The 16,512-nt window shown below is 35.0% G+C and carries 14 protein-coding genes; 9 read left to right on the forward strand and 5 right to left on the reverse strand.

All coding sequences use genetic code 11. The features are described 5' to 3' along the window. The 3 genes from J3U66_RS12495 to J3U66_RS12505 form a co-directional block, all read left to right on the forward strand. The coding region (locus J3U66_RS12495; protein WP_267349220.1) for a hypothetical protein at positions 1 to 216 on the forward strand (216 nt) is incomplete at its 5' end. A gap of 850 nt (positions 217 to 1,066) precedes the next feature. Next, a complete protein-coding gene (gene dnaX / locus J3U66_RS12500) occupies positions 1,067 to 3,193 on the forward strand; it encodes a DNA polymerase III subunit gamma/tau (protein ID WP_267344636.1) in 2,127 nt (708 codons plus the stop codon). 33 nt (positions 3,194 to 3,226) lie between these two features. Beyond that, positions 3,227 to 3,565: a YbaB/EbfC family nucleoid-associated protein gene (locus tag J3U66_RS12505; RefSeq protein WP_065633450.1), complete on the forward strand. Its 339-nt coding sequence runs from the start codon at positions 3,227 to 3,229 to the stop codon at positions 3,563 to 3,565. A gap of 284 nt (positions 3,566 to 3,849) precedes the next feature. Here the strand turns inward: J3U66_RS12505 and J3U66_RS12510 are convergent, their stop codons facing one another. Beyond that, positions 3,850 to 4,191, reverse strand: coding sequence for a hypothetical protein (locus J3U66_RS12510; RefSeq protein WP_267349221.1), 342 nt, complete (start codon positions 4,189 to 4,191; stop codon positions 3,850 to 3,852). A 637-nt stretch (positions 4,192 to 4,828) separates the two neighbouring features. Here J3U66_RS12510 and ruvA point away from each other — a divergent pair. Together ruvA and ruvB are read left to right on the forward strand one after the other, a co-directional pair. Next, on the forward strand, positions 4,829 to 5,437 hold the full coding sequence (ruvA, locus tag J3U66_RS12515; RefSeq protein ID WP_267349222.1) for a Holliday junction branch migration protein RuvA: 609 nt from the start codon (positions 4,829 to 4,831) through the stop codon (positions 5,435 to 5,437). Between the two features lie 14 nt (positions 5,438 to 5,451). Further along, positions 5,452 to 6,456, forward strand: coding sequence for a Holliday junction branch migration DNA helicase RuvB (ruvB, locus tag J3U66_RS12520; RefSeq protein ID WP_065799120.1), 1,005 nt, complete (start codon positions 5,452 to 5,454; stop codon positions 6,454 to 6,456). Positions 6,457 to 6,555: 99 nt separating this feature from the next. Here ruvB and cysK read toward each other — a convergent pair whose 3' ends face one another. From cysK to yfbV, 4 genes are all read right to left on the reverse strand, one after another. Further along, on the reverse strand, positions 6,556 to 7,521 hold the full coding sequence (gene cysK, locus J3U66_RS12525) for a cysteine synthase A (RefSeq protein WP_267332906.1): 966 nt from the start codon (positions 7,519 to 7,521) through the stop codon (positions 6,556 to 6,558). 514 nt (positions 7,522 to 8,035) lie between these two features. Beyond that, the gene (locus tag J3U66_RS12530) at positions 8,036 to 8,689 is read right to left on the reverse strand and encodes a hypothetical protein (RefSeq protein WP_267332905.1); all 654 of its coding nucleotides are present in this window, start codon (positions 8,687 to 8,689) and stop codon (positions 8,036 to 8,038) included. A gap of 48 nt (positions 8,690 to 8,737) precedes the next feature. Next, positions 8,738 to 9,238, reverse strand: coding sequence for a primosomal replication protein PriC (gene priC / locus J3U66_RS12535; protein WP_267332904.1), 501 nt, complete (start codon positions 9,236 to 9,238; stop codon positions 8,738 to 8,740). A gap of 9 nt (positions 9,239 to 9,247) precedes the next feature. Continuing rightward, entirely contained in the window at positions 9,248 to 9,706 is a 459-nt protein-coding gene (yfbV, locus tag J3U66_RS12540; protein WP_267344642.1) for a terminus macrodomain insulation protein YfbV, read from the reverse strand. 194 nt (positions 9,707 to 9,900) lie between these two features. On the opposite strand from yfbV, the gene J3U66_RS12545 reads away from it, so the two are divergent. The 4 genes from J3U66_RS12545 (at position 9,901) to J3U66_RS12560 (ending at position 15,688) form a co-directional block, all read left to right on the forward strand. Continuing rightward, on the forward strand, positions 9,901 to 11,106 hold the full coding sequence (locus J3U66_RS12545; protein WP_267332902.1) for an acetate kinase: 1,206 nt from the start codon (positions 9,901 to 9,903) through the stop codon (positions 11,104 to 11,106). Positions 11,107 to 11,172: 66 nt separating this feature from the next. Continuing rightward, the gene (gene pta / locus J3U66_RS12550) at positions 11,173 to 13,320 is read left to right on the forward strand and encodes a phosphate acetyltransferase (RefSeq protein WP_267349223.1); all 2,148 of its coding nucleotides are present in this window, start codon (positions 11,173 to 11,175) and stop codon (positions 13,318 to 13,320) included. An 89-nt stretch (positions 13,321 to 13,409) separates the two neighbouring features. After that, the gene (guaA, locus tag J3U66_RS12555; RefSeq protein ID WP_267332900.1) at positions 13,410 to 14,993 is read left to right on the forward strand and encodes a glutamine-hydrolyzing GMP synthase; all 1,584 of its coding nucleotides are present in this window, start codon (positions 13,410 to 13,412) and stop codon (positions 14,991 to 14,993) included. Between the two features lie 200 nt (positions 14,994 to 15,193). Next, positions 15,194 to 15,688, forward strand: coding sequence for a hypothetical protein (locus J3U66_RS12560; RefSeq protein ID WP_267349224.1), 495 nt, complete (start codon positions 15,194 to 15,196; stop codon positions 15,686 to 15,688). Positions 15,689 to 16,512: the final 824 nt, after the last annotated feature.

A 16,512-nucleotide genomic window follows, 5' to 3' on the forward strand; every position in this document is an offset into this window, starting at 1 on the left:
GCATCAACTCAAGATATTTATCAGCGTAATATTGGTGCGGGTTTGTTTACCGAATGGGGCATCATGAACCGTTATACCGCTGCCGACTTCGCTGACAGCGTCGTCTGGACAAGTGACGGCGACGGTTCGCGCCCGTTCCTTGTCACCACGGACGACGGCCTCGTTTTCACCTACCTCCCCGGCTACAACTACAACGGGGTTTGCGCCTATCCTTAGTTTTTGATCCTTAAGTCGGGGGCGTTTAATAAAGCGTAATAAAGGTTAAGCAACAAAAGGGCGGTTTTAGCGGCAGGGGCAATCCGAGCCGATAGCATCGGCAAGCAAAAATGAACGATACGAGTAATTTGGGGAAGGCATATAAACCCCTCTTTACTCGGGCGTTTTTACAAAAAAGAAAACATCACAAAACGACCAACGTCCAAAGTCTTAACCAATCTAAAATCCAAAAATTCTATTAAGAAATTTAAGAAACAAATTTGATTAATAAATGAAAATAATGACTGCCAAAAAGTTTAAGGAACTCTATGCGTTTAAACATAAAAAACAATCAATATTTAATTGGTTAAAATATTTTTGTAAAAATTATTGAGGAGTCTATACAGTTTCATTTTACAAAAAAACTTGAATTCAAGTAACCCAATTGCTATCCCTTTTTTTCGAGTTAATTTAAAATTAAATAAAATCAAAACATTAAAAAATCATCAAAAAAATACCATTTACCTTTACACTAACAACGATTATAGTATCTCACGTTCTAGCTCACAGCCGTATAGGTTGCTTAGAAACGCCCTCTAAATATTTTTCAAACAGCCACTTGGCTCACAGCCGTAAAGGTTGCTTAGAAATTTACCAGCACCAAGAGCACCTGTAACTATATGCCCACAGCCGTATAGGTTGTTAAATAAACTTTACATCCAAAAATTCCTGACATGAAGTTTAAGGAAAGGTATGCATTTTAGTATAAAACATTGTTGAATATTAAATCGGTTATCGGCATAGTAAAGACTAATTTGACACATTATGATATGATAATTGGCAATTTCATTAGCAATTAGTAATGGTGATTATGAGTTATCAAGTTCTGGCACGTAAGTGGCGACCAAAATCATTTTCTGAAGTGGTTGGACAGCAGCATGTTTTAAAAATTTTGTCGAATGCGCTTTCACTTGGGCGCGTGCACCATGCTTATTTGTTTTCGGGTACTCGCGGCGTTGGGAAAACGTCTATCGCACGTTTACTCGCTAAAGGTTTAAATTGCGAAACAGGTATAACTGCAACGCCTTGCGGTGTTTGTGATAATTGTCGCGATATTGAACAAGGTCGCTTTGTTGATTTGCTTGAGATCGATGCTGCATCAAGGACTAAGGTCGAAGATACGCGTGAAATTTTAGATAATATTCAATATTTGCCAACTAAAGGACGATTCAAAGTTTACCTAATTGATGAAGTCCATATGCTTTCACGTAGTAGTTTTAATGCTTTGTTAAAAACATTAGAAGAACCACCAGAACATGTAAAATTTTTATTAGCTACAACCGATCCACAAAAATTACCGATTACGATTTTATCTCGTTGTTTGCATTTGCATTTAAATGTACTTGATACCTCGTTAATTGCCGAACAGTTATCACACATTTTACAACTTGAACAGATCGAAAGTGATAGTAAAGCGATACAGTTATTGGCCAAAGCAGCTAACGGCAGTATGCGTGATGGGCTAAGTCTTACTGACCAAGCGATTGCTTTAGGCAATGGTAAAGTCGAAGCTGAGTCAGTTGCCATGATGCTAGGCACGTTAGATAAATCAATACCATTTTCACTAGTAGAGTCGCTTTATCACGGGGATGGTAATGCTTTAATGCAGCAAATTAATGTTGCTGCGACGCAAGGTGTTGATTGGGATAATCTACTTGCTGATAGCATTGCACTTTTACATCAAATAGCATTACTACAAGTCGTTCCTACTGCACTGGGGGATTACAGTGACAATGAAGATCGCATACGCTTTTTAGCACAATATATGGCGCCAAATGATATCCAGTTGTTTTATCAAATTTTGTTGATGGGTAGAAAAGAACTTGCTTATGCACCTGATAAAAAAGTTGGTGTTGAAATGAGCTTTCTACGCGCGTTAGCCTTTATCCCTAAAACAAATGAGGCAGTTAAACCGCCTAAACAGCAAGCTAAAGTCGCTGAGCAATCACCAAAAATGGCGGATAGCAAACCACCAGTCCCGCCAATGGTATCAAGTCAGCAAAATGAGCAACGTATTGAACCGAAGTCAAACTTATCAAGACCTTCAGTTAATTTGTCTAATGCTAAAGAACAACCAAAGTTGGAACCAATAAGGTCAACGACAACAGAAAAGATTGAAGCTGAACAAACGATAACAGAAGATGTAAAGGATAATGTTGCACAATCAGACTTAGTTATCCCTGATGAAGCATCCTCGATTACTAAAAATATTTTAGAAATGAGAATGCAATTAATCAAAGAGGAGCAAAATACAAAAAAGTCTGAATCAGTGGCTGGAAAAGAGCAGTCACAAAATGGCGAGGAGCACTCCTCATTAGCGCGTATAAAAAACATTTTGCCATTAACTAACGAGAAAGAGAAAAATACTGAACTAGATAGCCATACAATTAATGATAATGACGAAGAAGAGATTACTGCTGAAAATTATCAATGGCAATCCTATGGTCTGGTTGAAACTAAAGATGATATGGTTATCGATACAAAGGCTTTTCGAGAATCATTAAATGGTGATAAAACACCAGAAATGACTCAAAAACTTATTGGTGAAATGGCTCAAAAAGATAAATGGTGTGCAGAGATCGAACAACTAGAATTGGCTCCGTTAATTAAACAAATAGCAATAAATTCATTTTTAGAACAAGTTGATGAAAATAATGTTGTCTTACATATGCGCTCGTCAGTTAAACATCTGATCAACTCATCTGTTAATACTAACAAATTAGAAAAAGCATTATCTAACCATCGACAACAATTAGTAAAACTCAAGGTAATGATTGATGATAATCAAGAAAATAAAACGCCTTTAGAAATGCGCGAAGATTTATATCAACAAAAGTTAGAACAGGCTAAGCAGATCATCAAACGAGATACTAAAATTGAGATGATTTGCCAATATTTTGAAGCGAAGATTGATGAAGCGAGTATTCGTCCTGTATAATTGACAGCTAAATGTTTTAAAAGAGGAATAAATATGTTTTCAGGTGGAAAAGGTGGTTTGGGTAATTTGATGAAACAAGCCCAACAAATGCAAGCAAAAATGCAGCAAGCTCAGGAAGAGATCGCTAAATTGGAAGTGACCGGTGAATCAGGTGCTGGAATGGTTAAAATCACAGTCAATGGAGCACATAGCTGCAAACGCGTTGAAATCGACCCATCAATGTTAACAGAAGATGATAAAGAGATGTTAGAAGATCTTATTGCTGCAGCTTATAACGATGCTACTCGTCGTTTAGACGAGGCGCAAAAAGAGCGAATGGCACAAGTTACCGGTGGCATGCAATTACCACCAGGCTTTAAAATGCCATTTTAATGATTGCCGTTGAATATTGATTATTGTCGGTATAAAAATTAACTTTATCTAATTTAGTGGGAAGGCTAGTTTTCTAGTCTTCCTATTTATTTATAGAAATTATTTAGCAATAAAAATAAAATCATTCATTAATTTTTCATTATCATAGGTAATATCATGTAATCTTTTTTGGAATATTTTGCACAAATCATGAATTGATATTTCTTTGACTTTAACATTATCATAATTGCTGATTTTTTTGCTTTCACCTTTAGTGATAATCCAAACTTGTTTGCTTTTGCCTGTCAGCGGAATTGTTTTTGGCGTCGTTGGTCCATCCATTTTTTTGTATTGAACGTTAAATGTGCTTTATGATTAAGTTGATTAATATAATTTTCTATTTGTTCTTCTTTAAATGCTTCATAATTTGATTTGAGAGTGCAATCATACATTACCGCTAAATTTTCAATAATAAAAAAGCCATCTGCTTTTCCGGCTTGATTTTCTCTATCAAATTGAAAAATTTTATTCAATCGAATTATTTTTAATAAGTTAAAAACAGAATCTTCAAAAGCGATTGGATCGGTGATGTTTTCGATTTGTCGTACCGAGTGTATTAATAATGCTTGATAAGTCTTAGCATCCATTTTATCAGGAAAGAAATTGGCATCCGATACATCAATATTCTCTTTTATTTTTCGCTCATCGATAAGTTTGATATCGGTTGCATATCTTTTGCCTGAGTCTTTTTCATTTGCAGTAAGATTAACTTTTTTGCCAATTTTTAGTTCTTCGATGGGTAGGTTATTGATATCTTTTTTAGCAAAATAGTAATCGTTTTTTTCGTCTAGTGCTTTTATAAAGCCCTAATAGTTATCTTTATTATTCTTATTCGGACACAAATGTTTAATTTGACTAATCACGCATAATACTCCTTAATCATTCAAGTTATTCCTAGAAAACTGATGTTACTGATTATAATTTATAAGCATTACTATAAATAGATTTAGCACTATTTACCCGTGTCATGTATATAAATGATTATTAGGCCTTACTTTCAATAATAAGTAATGACCAAAATTGGTATATGATTTTGCCTGTCTATTTATACAGTTTTTCTTTATTAATTATTATCTATCAGGTAAACTACAAACTAGTTATTTTATAAATGTTGTTAATACTGACTATCAAATAATTTCTATTATTTTATTTAAGCGATGTTTAAAACCTCGGTTATTGATAGTTAAAATAAAGTTAAATAATACTCTTTATTAAGGATTAAATGTGATAGGGCGTTTACGAGGACTCATTATAGAAAAGCAACCACCCAAAGTGTTAATCGAGGTCGGCGGTGTTGGCTATGAAGTATTTATGCCAATGACCTGTTTTTATGAGTTACCGGACAATGGTAAAGAAGTGATTGTATTAACACATTTTGCCGTTCGTGAAGATGCACAAGTATTGTATGGCTTTAATCATGAGCAAGAACGAGAGCTATTTCGAGAACTGATTAAAGTGAATGGGGTAGGACCTAAATTGGCATTGGCGATCTTATCGGGTATGTCAGCCCAACAATTTATTAGTGCTGTTGAACAAGGTGAAATCAAAACACTTGTTAAATTACCAGGTGTGGGGACGAAAACCGCTGAGCGCTTGATTGTTGAAATGAAAGATCGCCTGAAACGATTTGGCGAAGATTCGTCCACAACTAGTAGCGTAATTTCATCAAGCGACCTTAAAAAATCGTCTAATCAAATTGAAAGCGAAGCGGTTTCTGCACTCATTGCACTGGGTTATAAACCGCAAGAAGCTAGTCGTATTATTAGTAAAGTCATTAAGCCAGAAATGGATAGTGAAACGCTTATTCGTGAAGCATTAAAATCAGCATTATAAAATAGGTCAAGGATATGATTGAAGCGGATCGTTTGATAGCTCCTCAGGCTCAAAAAGAAGAAGAATCATTAGATCGAGCAATTCGTCCTAAATTTTTGGATGAATATATTGGTCAACCGCATGTTCGTGAGCAGATGAAAATTTTTATTCAAGCCGCTAAGCAGCGGCATGATGCATTAGATCATTTACTTATCTTTGGTCCGCCTGGTCTTGGAAAAACGACTTTAGCCAATATTGTTGCTAATGAAATGAACGTTAATTTGCGTACAACTTCGGGCCCGGTATTAGAAAAAGCGGGTGATCTGGCTGCTATGTTAACTAATTTAGAACCCAACGATGTGCTCTTCATTGACGAAATTCATCGACTTTCACCTATGGTTGAAGAAATTTTGTATCCAGCAATGGAAGATTATCAATTAGATATTATGATTGGAGAAGGGCCTGCCGCACGTTCGATTAAAATCGATTTACCCCCGTTTACTTTGATTGGGGCAACCACTCGCGCCGGTTCATTAACTTCCCCACTACGTGACCGCTTTGGCATTGTGCAGCGCCTAGAGTTTTATCGGGTTGAAGATTTGGAATATATTGTTAGTCGTAGTGCCAAATTTTTAGGTATGGATTTATCTCAAGAAGGTGCGCATTTAATTGCTAAGCGCTCTCGTGGTACGCCTCGAATTGCCAATCGTTTATTGCGACGAGTAAGAGACTATGCGGATGTAAAATCGAAAGGCATTGTTGATGAAACAATAGCAACTCAAGCGCTCGATATGCTTGATGTAGATAATGAAGGTTTTGATTTTATGGATCGCAAGTTATTATTGGCGATCATTGAAAAGTTTATGGGCGGTCCTGTTGGTTTGGATAACATTGCTGCGGCAATAGGCGAAGAGCGCGAAACCATTGAAGATGTACTCGAACCGTTTTTGATCCAACAAGGTTATATTCAGCGTACACCTCGCGGTCGAATTGCAACGCCTCATGCTTACCGTCATTTTGGAATTATTCAAGATGTATAAAGTGGAACATATAAGTCTAGATGGATTGCACGTTTGGTAAATAATTCGTTGATTATTCAGTATGTAAACCACCACCTTGTGTGGTGGTTTTCTTTTAAATCAGCCTAATTCTTTTTCAGTAAATATGCCACTAAAGAGATCCGTACTTAAGTAACGTTCACCGGAAGATGGTAAAATAACGACAATGGTTTTATTGGCATTTTCAGGTAAATTAGCTAACTTATCAGCGGCAAAAACTGCTGCGCCCGATGATATTCCTGCTAAAATTCCCTCTTTTTCCATTAAAATACGCGCTGTGTCAATTGCTTCTTCGTTAGATACTTTTTCGACAAGATCGATTAAATTGAGATCCAAATTTGCCGGAATAAAACCTGCACCTATACCTTGAATTTTATGTGGACCAGGTTTGATAAGTTCGCCCGCTAATGCTTGTGTGATAACCGGTGAGTTAGTTGGTTCAACCGCAACGGCAGTTATTTTTTTACCTTGCGTTTTTTTTATATAACGCGTAACCCCAGTAAATGTTCCCCCTGTACCAACACCTGCAATAAAAATATCAACTTGGCCGTCTGTATCTAACCAGATTTCCGGTCCAGTTGTTTTTTCATGTATTTCTGGATTAGCAGGATTACTAAATTGTTGCAACATAATATTTTTTTGTGGATTGCTTGCTACAATCTCTTCCGCTTTTTCTATAGCACCTTTCATACCTTTAGCCGCTTCGGTTAGCACTAAATTTGCGCCTAACGCTTTTAATAACTTACGTCGCTCGATACTCATGCTTTCAGGCATGGTTAAAGTCAGTTTATAACCACGCGCCGCTGCAACGGCTGCAAGTGCTATACCCGTATTACCACTTGTTGGCTCAATTAGCTCGACATCAGAGGTGAGTAAACCACGCTTTTCTGCATCCCAAATCATATTAGAAGCGATACGACATTTAACGCTAAAGCTTGGATTACGTGATTCAACTTTAGCTAAAATATTGCCCTTACCAAAGTGTTTTAATCGTACCAATGGGGTATAACCAATGGTTTGTGAATTATCATCAAATATTTTACTCATATTAAAATCCTTATTTGTCGCTTTAAAGGAAATAGCATTACTTCATTAATTATTAACTATAGTGATTATTATAAATATAACGTAAAAAGAAGATACTAATTAATAATTATAACAATATGCATTTTGGCTATATGGCATCGACTTGTTGTTGAATTTTTGAAAATATCCATTGATTTCAATAAGAGTATATTGCTACTAAGATCATAATGCATAACAGATTTAGTGGTTACATTGATATAGGTTAAATTGATCAAAATTGTCTAATGATATGGCATTAATAAGTATTATTAACAGATGCATGATTGATGATTAATGTTTTATCGCGTGCATTGTCCTAACATTTATCAGCCAAATTTGATTGATATTTTAATATATTCAATGTAGTAAGATTTTCTATTTATAAATGATTGATTTTTACTTTTTATCATTAAAATAATAAAACGATGGTAGCTTTATTACGTTAATTTGCTTTTGTTATGTTAAATCTTACCCCTTTTTAAATGCATAACTGTTTTCACTTATTATAAAAACGGTAACTCACTAAATAAGAACCAAATATATTATTTTTTATTTGGACTGATAATTTGGGTGGATACTGTTTATTGTCGGACTTATCAAAAGGTAAAAAAAATCTATCGCCGGTATATTTTTCATAGATCTTGATACCATTTTTATAATGGCCATGTTTTCCACGCGAAGGGCCTGGTGAAGTCATTTTATATACTGTTGTATAAGTCTGTATTTCGCTAGGAACAATATAAACTAAATTATGAGGAACAACATACATCGTAACCATTAGAGCGCAAAAATACTCAAAAAAGTATCCTACAAAATATTTAACTCTTTTAGAGCGTGAAATTGGATCTAAAAAACCAATTAGATTGGGCTTAGTTAGTTTATAAAGGATTATGCTAATTATAACATTAATTAACGACCAACATATGTAAACTTTGCTGTCGAAAATATTGGAAAGAAGGGTGACATTAATCGATTTAAAATAAAATAGTAAAAAATTCAGAATGATAACAGTATAAAAACTGATTCTAATAAGCTTTTTTACAGCGCTATATCCCGCCATAATATTATTTTTATCACGTGTTTGATTAAAGCGATTTTTAGTTTTTTTTCCAACCACATCTATACTAAAGTTTTTAAAATTTGGCGCCATATTTCTCTACATTAAGCTTACATCGCTAACTCAAATACGCTTATTTGATTAAACATCACTTTCCATCTCTAACTCAATCTTTTGGATTGCTTGTTCGCAACGATAAATACGGTTATCAATAGTTGCAATTTTCTTGTAATCAAGCGAATCTGTGCTAAGCTCAAGTTCGTATTTCATCTCTTGTAATCGACGTAAATAATCTAAATGGCGTGCATGCTTTTCAGATAGCGTTTCTTCAATGCAAGTTTCTGGCTGTTTTTGACGTAATTGATGAGTAGCTAATTCACGTGTTAGGGCTTCTATTTGATTAACTAATGATTCAGATAAAAATGTCATTTGAGTCAATTTTTGCGAAAGTACGCATTGAGTTAATGCTGTGTAAGTTTGCTTTATTTTTTCAAGATAAAAAGAGCGATCAGCAATGACTTTATTGTTATTAAATAGCTGCTCATCAAAATAACACTCTTGATATTCAGGAAAATCCGAAAAATTAACCCGTTGTTCAAGTGCGTCGATTTGTTGCTTAAGAGTAGTTAATAAATTAGGCATGACTAATACTTATCTCTGATCATGAGTTGAATTGTTATCTTCACCAAAATAGTTACCCAAATGTAATTTGGCAAGCGTAATTAATCTCATAAAAGATTCAAAAGTTAATTTATCATTGTTTTTTTTATCTTCAATGATTATTTTTTTAGCAATCAATTGTGATTTGATGTGATTATAACAGTCTATTAAGTTCAGTGGCAAAGGTGACTTAGCGCGTTTACCTAACCAAAAAATACCTTGTAATGGCAAACTGAGTGCAAAAAGTATGGTAATGACGGTTACCGCCAGTTGTATTGGCATATAATATTGCCAGACCAATAGCGCAATAATGATAGGTGGAAGATATTTAGCCGCGGTTTTTATGTAATTAATGATTTTTAATTCAGGAAATGAATAAGCGAGTTCTTTATCATTAGGGCAAAGCTGCATGTATAACTGACCTGACTTAAAGGTTTTAATAATACTCATATCTTTTGGATTCCTCGACATTCACATTTTATTGTCTTAAAATAGTCACCATTCAAATTGGCGGCTCTCTATTTTATATCAAAAAGTGCGATATCAGAAGTCACCTTAGTGTAATCACATTGGTTGTTGAATCATGTGTTGAGTTACCAATTTTGATTGGTATATATCTTTTTATTCAAAATATAGGAATTACTATGTCATCAAGTAATAACGCTCTTGTTCTTAACTGCGGAAGTTCATCTTTAAAATTTGCCATTATTAACCCTGAAAATGGTGATGAATTTCTTTCTGGATTAGCTGAATGTTTCAACCTTCCCGATGCTCGTATTAAGTGGAAACTCGATGGTGTTAAAGGCGAAGCATCTTTAGGTGCAGGCGCTGCACATAGTGAAGCAATTAAATTTATTGTTAATAGTATCTTCCCACAAAAACCAGAATTATTAGATAGTATTAAATCTATTGGGCACCGAATTGTTCACGGTGGTGAAAAATATACTCAATCTGTTGTTATTGATGATTCAGTACTAAAAGGTATTGAAGAAGCAGCGGCATTCGCACCTCTTCACAATCCAGCTCATTTAATTGGTATCCGTGAAGCATTTGCTGCATTTCCTCACTTAAAAAACAAAAATGTAGCAGTTTTTGATACAGCATTCCATACCACTATGCCAAAAGAAGCCTATTTATATGCTATTCCAAACGAATTATATAAAAAACATGGTATTCGTCGTTATGGTGCACATGGTACAAGTCACTATTATGTTAGCCAACAAGCAGCTAAATTATTAAATAAACCTGTTGATCAAACTAATGTGATTACTTGTCACTTAGGTAATGGGGCATCTATTTCAGCTGTTAAAAATGGTAAATGTGTTGAAACTTCTATGGGATTAACGCCACTTGAAGGTTTGGTGATGGGAACCCGTAGTGGTGATATCGACCCTGCAATTATGTTCTTTTTACATGACAATTTAAAAATGTCTGTTGCTGATATTAATAACTTATTAAATAAAAAATCTGGTTTATTAGGTTTAACCGGTGTTAGCAGCGATTGCCGTTACGTTACCGATAATTATGACACAGACGAAAACGCCAAAAATGCGTTAGATGTATTTGTACATCGTTTAGTCAAATATATTGGTGGTTATGCTATGTTATTAGATGGACGTTTAGATGCAATCATCTTTACTGGTGGTATTGGTGAAAACTCTGAAGAAGTTCGTCGTATGGCTTTAAATAAATTAAGTTTATTAGGTTTCGAACTTGATCAAGAACGCAATTTAGCAGCCCGTTTTGGTAAAGGTGGTACAATCACTAAAGAGGGGTCAGCAATTGCAATGGTTATTCCAACTAATGAAGAGCTTGTTATTGCTCAAGATGCTGCGCGTCTAACTGCTTAAAAAACAATTAAAACCGCCAAATGGCGGTTTGTTTTTATTTAATAAAGAATTAAGAGGAAATGAATTATGTCTCGTACTATTATGCTAATTCCAACCGGAACCAATGTCGGTTTAACAGGTGTGAGTCTTGGTGTTATTCGAGCTATGGAGCGTCAAGGTATTAACCTAAATGTATTTAAACCCGTTGCACAACCAAGAGCAGGTGGAGATGCGCCAGACAATACTACAACTTTAGTTAGTCATAACACGTCTATTCCCGCTTTAAAACCACTCAAAATGAGTCATGTTGAAAATCTATTAGGTTTAAATCAACAAGATGTATTAATGGAAGAGATTGTTGCGCTTTATGCTGAAAACACCAAAGGTGCAGATGTTGTGTTAGTTGAAGGTATTGTGCCAACATCCGATTATCCGTTTGCGAATGAACTAAATAATAATATTGCTAAAACTCTTGGTGCTGAAATTATTTTTGTAGTTAACATGGGTAAAGACACACCAGAGCAGCTTAAAGATCGTATTGAAATTGCGCGCTCTAATTTTGGTGGTATTAAAAATGAAAAAATTGTAGGGGTAATTGTCAATAAAGTGAATGCACCAGTTGAAGAGCAATCACTTGCCCGTCCAGATGTTGCAGAAATTTACCACACACCAAAATTTGACGATAAAAAAATCACCATTAAAGATTTAAACGAATATAGCCCACTTCCAGTTCTTGGTTGTATTCCTTGGAATATGGATCTAAGCGCTTGCCGCGCAATCGATATTGCTAAACATTTTGATGCAAAAATTATCAATGAAGGTGGCATTAAAAACCGTCGTATTAAACATATTTCTTTCTGTTCAAGAAGCGTTCCTAACATCATTAGCCACTTGCAACCTAATGCCTTATTAGTAACTTCAGCAGATCGCTCAGATGTTCTTGTTACTATCTGCTTAGCGGCTATGAATGGTGTATCAATCGGCGGTGTGTTATTAACAGGCGGCTATGAAATTGATGACAAAATCTATAAATTATGTCAACCAGCTTTTGATACCGGTTTACCTGTATTTACAGTACAAACAAATACTTTCCAAACTTCAATCAATTTACAACAATTTAACTTAGAAATTCCGGTTGATGATAAAGAGCGTATGGAAAACACACAAAACTTTGTGGCTGATCATATCGATTCTAGTTGGATTAAATCATTAAATGAAGTAGTGAATTCTGCTCGTCGCTTATCACCACCTGCGTTCCGTTATCAATTAACTGAACTTGCTCGCAATGCGAAAAAAGTGGTGGTATTGCCTGAAGGTGATGAACCAAGAACTGTTAAAGCTGCTGCTATTTGTGCGGAACGTAATATCGCAAAATGTGTGTTACTTGGTAATCCTGATGAAGTTCGTAAAGTTGCTGCATCACAAGGCGTGACGTTAGGTCAAGGTGTTGAAATTGTCGATCCGGAATCAATTCGTGAAAAATATGTACCTCGTTTAGTTGAATTACGAAAAAACAAAGGTATGACCGAAGTTATTGCACGTGAGCAATTAGCCGATAATGTGGTTCTTGGTACTATGATGCTTGAAGCGAATGAAGTAGATGGTTTAGTATCAGGTGCGGTGCATACAACAGCGAATACTATTCGTCCACCATTACAATTAATTAAAACAGCACCGGGTAGTTCACTTGTTTCATCTGTGTTCTTTATGTTAATGCCAGATCAAGTCTATATTTATGGCGACTGTGCGATTAATCCAGATCCAAATGCGCAAGAGCTTGCTGAAATTGCTATCCAATCTGCTGATACTGCAATTGCCTTTGGTATTGAACCACGTGTTGCGATGATCTCTTATTCAACAGGTAGTTCTGGTCAAGGTGCCGATGTTGAAAAAGTGAAAGAAGCCACTCGCATCGCGCAAGAAAAACGTCCTGATCTGATGATTGATGGTCCGTTACAATATGATGCGGCGGTAATGCCAGATGTGGCTAAATCTAAAGCACCAAACTCAAAAGTAGCTGGTCGTGCAACAGTATTTATCTTCCCTGACCTAAATACAGGTAACACTACTTATAAAGCGGTACAACGTTCAGCGGATCTTGTGTCTATCGGTCCAATGTTACAAGGTATGCGTAAACCTGTTAATGATTTGTCACGTGGCGCATTAGTTGACGATATCGTCTACACTATTGCATTAACTGCAATTCAATCAGCACAAGAAAATGCTGCAAAATAAGCGAAGCATGCAGTTCTAACCATAGATAAGAGGTGATACAATATCACCTCTTATTTTTTATATTATTTCATACCTTAGGAATAAAATTAATGAAGCAAGACATCCACCAACAGCGCATATTAATCCTCGATTTTGGCTCTCAAGTTACCCAATTGATCGCTCGCCGAGTCCGTGAAATTGGTGTTTATTGTGAACTTTGGCCGTGGGATGTATCAGAAGAAAAAATCAAACAGTTTAATCCTAAAGGTATTATATTATCAGGTGGTCCAGAAAGTACTACCGAACAAAATAGCCCACGCGCACCTGAATATGTTTTTAGCGCTGGCGTGCCAGTGCTTGGTATCTGCTATGGTATGCAAACTATGGCGATTCAAGTGGGTAAGGGCGGACAAGTTACAGCATCTAATCAACGAGAGTTTGGTTATGCTAAAGTTGATATTGTTGCAAAATCAAAATTAACAGACGGTATTTTAGATAGCACCAATGATGCTGGTATAGAGCAACTTGATGTCTGGATGAGTCATGGTGATAAAGTTACTTCATTACCTGACACATTTACCTTAATTGGGCAAACAGAAACTTGTCCTTTCGCCATTATGGCCAACGATGAAAAACAGTTTTATGGCGTACAATTCCATCCTGAAGTTACTCATACCATTAAAGGATTAGAGTTATTAACGCGTTTTGTCATTGATATTTGTCAGTGTGAAAAATTATGGACGCCATCTTCAATTATTACTGATGCTATTGCCCGTATAAAAGAAAAAGTTGGTAAAGATAAAGTATTACTTGGCTTATCTGGTGGTGTAGATTCTTCGGTTACAGCTTTATTATTACATCAAGCAATTGGCGACCAATTGACCTGCGTGTTTGTTGATCATGGCTTATTACGCTTAAACGAAGCAAAACAAGTCATGGACATGTTTGGTGATAAATTTGGCTTAAATATCATCGCTATTAACGCCGAAGATCGGTTTATGGCTGCGTTAAAGGGTGAAGCTGATCCTGAAGCTAAACGTAAAATCATTGGCCGTGAATTTGTTGCTGTTTTTGATGAAGAGGCGGCAAAATTAAAAGATGTCAAATGGCTTGCTCAAGGTACCATCTATCCAGATGTGATTGAATCAGCTGCGGCCGATACCGGTAAAGCTCATGTGATTAAATCTCATCATAATGTTGGTGGTTTACCTGAAGATATGAAAATGGGGCTAGTCGAGCCATTAAGAGAATTATTTAAAGATGAAGTACGTAAAGTTGGTTTAGAACTTGGCTTACCTTACGAAATGCTTTATCGTCATCCATTCCCTGGACCGGGTTTAGGGGTGCGTGTTCTTGGTGAAGTGAAAAAAGAGTATTGTGATTTACTACGCAAAGCCGATGCTATTTTTATCGAAGAACTTTATAAAGCTGACTTATACCATAAAGTCAGTCAAGCATTTACCGTATTTTTACCGGTGCGTTCAGTTGGAGTCATGGGCGACGGACGTAGGTATGATTGGGTTGTCTCACTACGAGCGGTTGAAACTGTAGACTTTATGACCGCTCACTGGGCACATTTGCCATATGACTTTTTAGGGCGAGTATCAAATCGAATTATTAACGAAGTTAATGGTATTTCCCGTGTGGTTTATGATATTAGTGGAAAACCGCCAGCAACCATCGAATGGGAATAATTTCATTTATCATTTATCACACTAATAAAAGCCCTGTTAAGCAGGGTTTTCGTTTTTGTCCCAAATGTATGTCAATTAACTATCTCAATCTACAAATATATATCTTTTTTCAGGTAAAACTTTCTAATCATTAATAATCGTGTTTAAAATAAACATGATACACAATAAAATTTTTCATATTGATAAATAAGGAATAGTGAATGAAAGGAAGAATAAGTTATATTGTTGTGATAATTGGTATGTTGTTTATCTTTTCTGTAAAAGCTAAAAATGAACTTAAAACGAGTGGTAAGTGGGTTTATGGTGAAGTTTTAGATGTCACAACTAAGCAGAATAAAGATTTAGCAATCACAGCTGATTTTGATCGTTTTTCATCAACTCCTGATGTTTTATTAGGTGTTAGTTGTGAAAGTAATACTATTTCGATAATAATTATGAATGAATTAATAACACCAAAAACGCAGTGGACATTTATTTTTACGGTAGATGGTAAAGAGTTAAGCCAACAAAAATTAAAGTTTGATGATAAAATTCTATTCAGCAATTTTGATCATCTGTTCTATCAAAGTTTAAAAGATAAAAAAATGTTATTGGTAAAAGCATTTAATAAAACTAAAACTGTTAATATGAAATTTAGCTTAGATGGGTTCGATCAGGCGTTCATGCCAATAGAAATGCATTGTAAGAATAAATAGTTAAAAAATATTACTATTGGATTTTCAACTTTAAACTCAATACATTTACGCTAAATAATTAGCGTAAAAATTTAAATCGATAACTACTTTATTGCTGTTTACTGTTGGTATTATCCTCAGGTGCTTGTGTCGTTGGGGATATATTATTATATGTTTCTTTATGGTCTCCTTCGCATTCATAAACGGTAATACAGCCTGAAAGTAATAAAGTTGAAATTAATATCATGATAAACTTCATTGCAATTACCTATAATAAAAAGCGCAGCTAGTAATTAAATTACACATTCCAAAAGTAATAATTAGTAAGTAATATTTCATGGTTATATTCTCTTTTTGTTGCATGGAAAATTATCAAAATTGTTTTAAATCAATTCGATGTTTTTATTAAGTCACTCATTAATAAATAATAAGGGTATAACCAGACAGACATCTCATTTTAAATACAGCTGTTTGTATGATTAGATGCTTATTTTTAATTTGATTGATTCTTTGAGTACTAACTTTAAATTGGTATGGATGTTTGAATTTTAGTTATCCTAATTAAAATATTTTTTATTTATGGTGAAAAAAAGTATTTTTCATTAATTGAGTTGATTAAAAAATCATGTTTTTATATTCACGACCTTCTTACGCCCCACTTGCCAATAGTTATCAGGAATATGCAATTAACAAGGCGACCAATCCCATAAAGATTAATATTAGATTGGCAAAGTAGATAAATCGGATTTCGTGTTTAGTTAATTGATAATCTTTGTCAAATCTGTTTTTGGTTTTAATATTAATAAAATCTCTATTAATCATGATATTTCCTTAAAAAAGGCCCC

Origin of the sequence: Gilliamella sp. B2969 (genome assembly GCF_026536195.1) — a bacterium.
In the GTDB taxonomy this organism is placed as follows: Bacteria; Pseudomonadota; Gammaproteobacteria; order Enterobacterales; family Orbaceae; genus Gilliamella.

Coding starts and splice junctions, on each gene's coding strand:
- guaA (WP_267332900.1), top strand. CDS start 13,410: ATGAAGCAAGACATCCACCAACAGCGCATATTAATCCTCGATTTTGGC.
- pta (WP_267349223.1), top strand. CDS start 11,173: ATGTCTCGTACTATTATGCTAATTCCAACCGGAACCAATGTCGGTTTA.
- J3U66_RS12545 (WP_267332902.1), top strand. CDS start 9,901: ATGTCATCAAGTAATAACGCTCTTGTTCTTAACTGCGGAAGTTCATCT.
- J3U66_RS12560 (WP_267349224.1), top strand. CDS start 15,194: ATGAAAGGAAGAATAAGTTATATTGTTGTGATAATTGGTATGTTGTTT.
- yfbV (WP_267344642.1), bottom strand. CDS start 9,706: ATGAGTATTATTAAAACCTTTAAGTCAGGTCAGTTATACATGCAGCTT.
- dnaX (WP_267344636.1), top strand. CDS start 1,067: ATGAGTTATCAAGTTCTGGCACGTAAGTGGCGACCAAAATCATTTTCT.
- ruvB (WP_065799120.1), top strand. CDS start 5,452: ATGATTGAAGCGGATCGTTTGATAGCTCCTCAGGCTCAAAAAGAAGAA.
- cysK (WP_267332906.1), bottom strand. CDS start 7,521: ATGAGTAAAATATTTGATGATAATTCACAAACCATTGGTTATACCCCA.
- J3U66_RS12505 (WP_065633450.1), top strand. CDS start 3,227: ATGTTTTCAGGTGGAAAAGGTGGTTTGGGTAATTTGATGAAACAAGCC.
- J3U66_RS12510 (WP_267349221.1), bottom strand. CDS start 4,191: ATGGATGCTAAGACTTATCAAGCATTATTAATACACTCGGTACGACAA.
- priC (WP_267332904.1), bottom strand. CDS start 9,238: ATGCCTAATTTATTAACTACTCTTAAGCAACAAATCGACGCACTTGAA.
- J3U66_RS12530 (WP_267332905.1), bottom strand. CDS start 8,689: ATGGCGCCAAATTTTAAAAACTTTAGTATAGATGTGGTTGGAAAAAAA.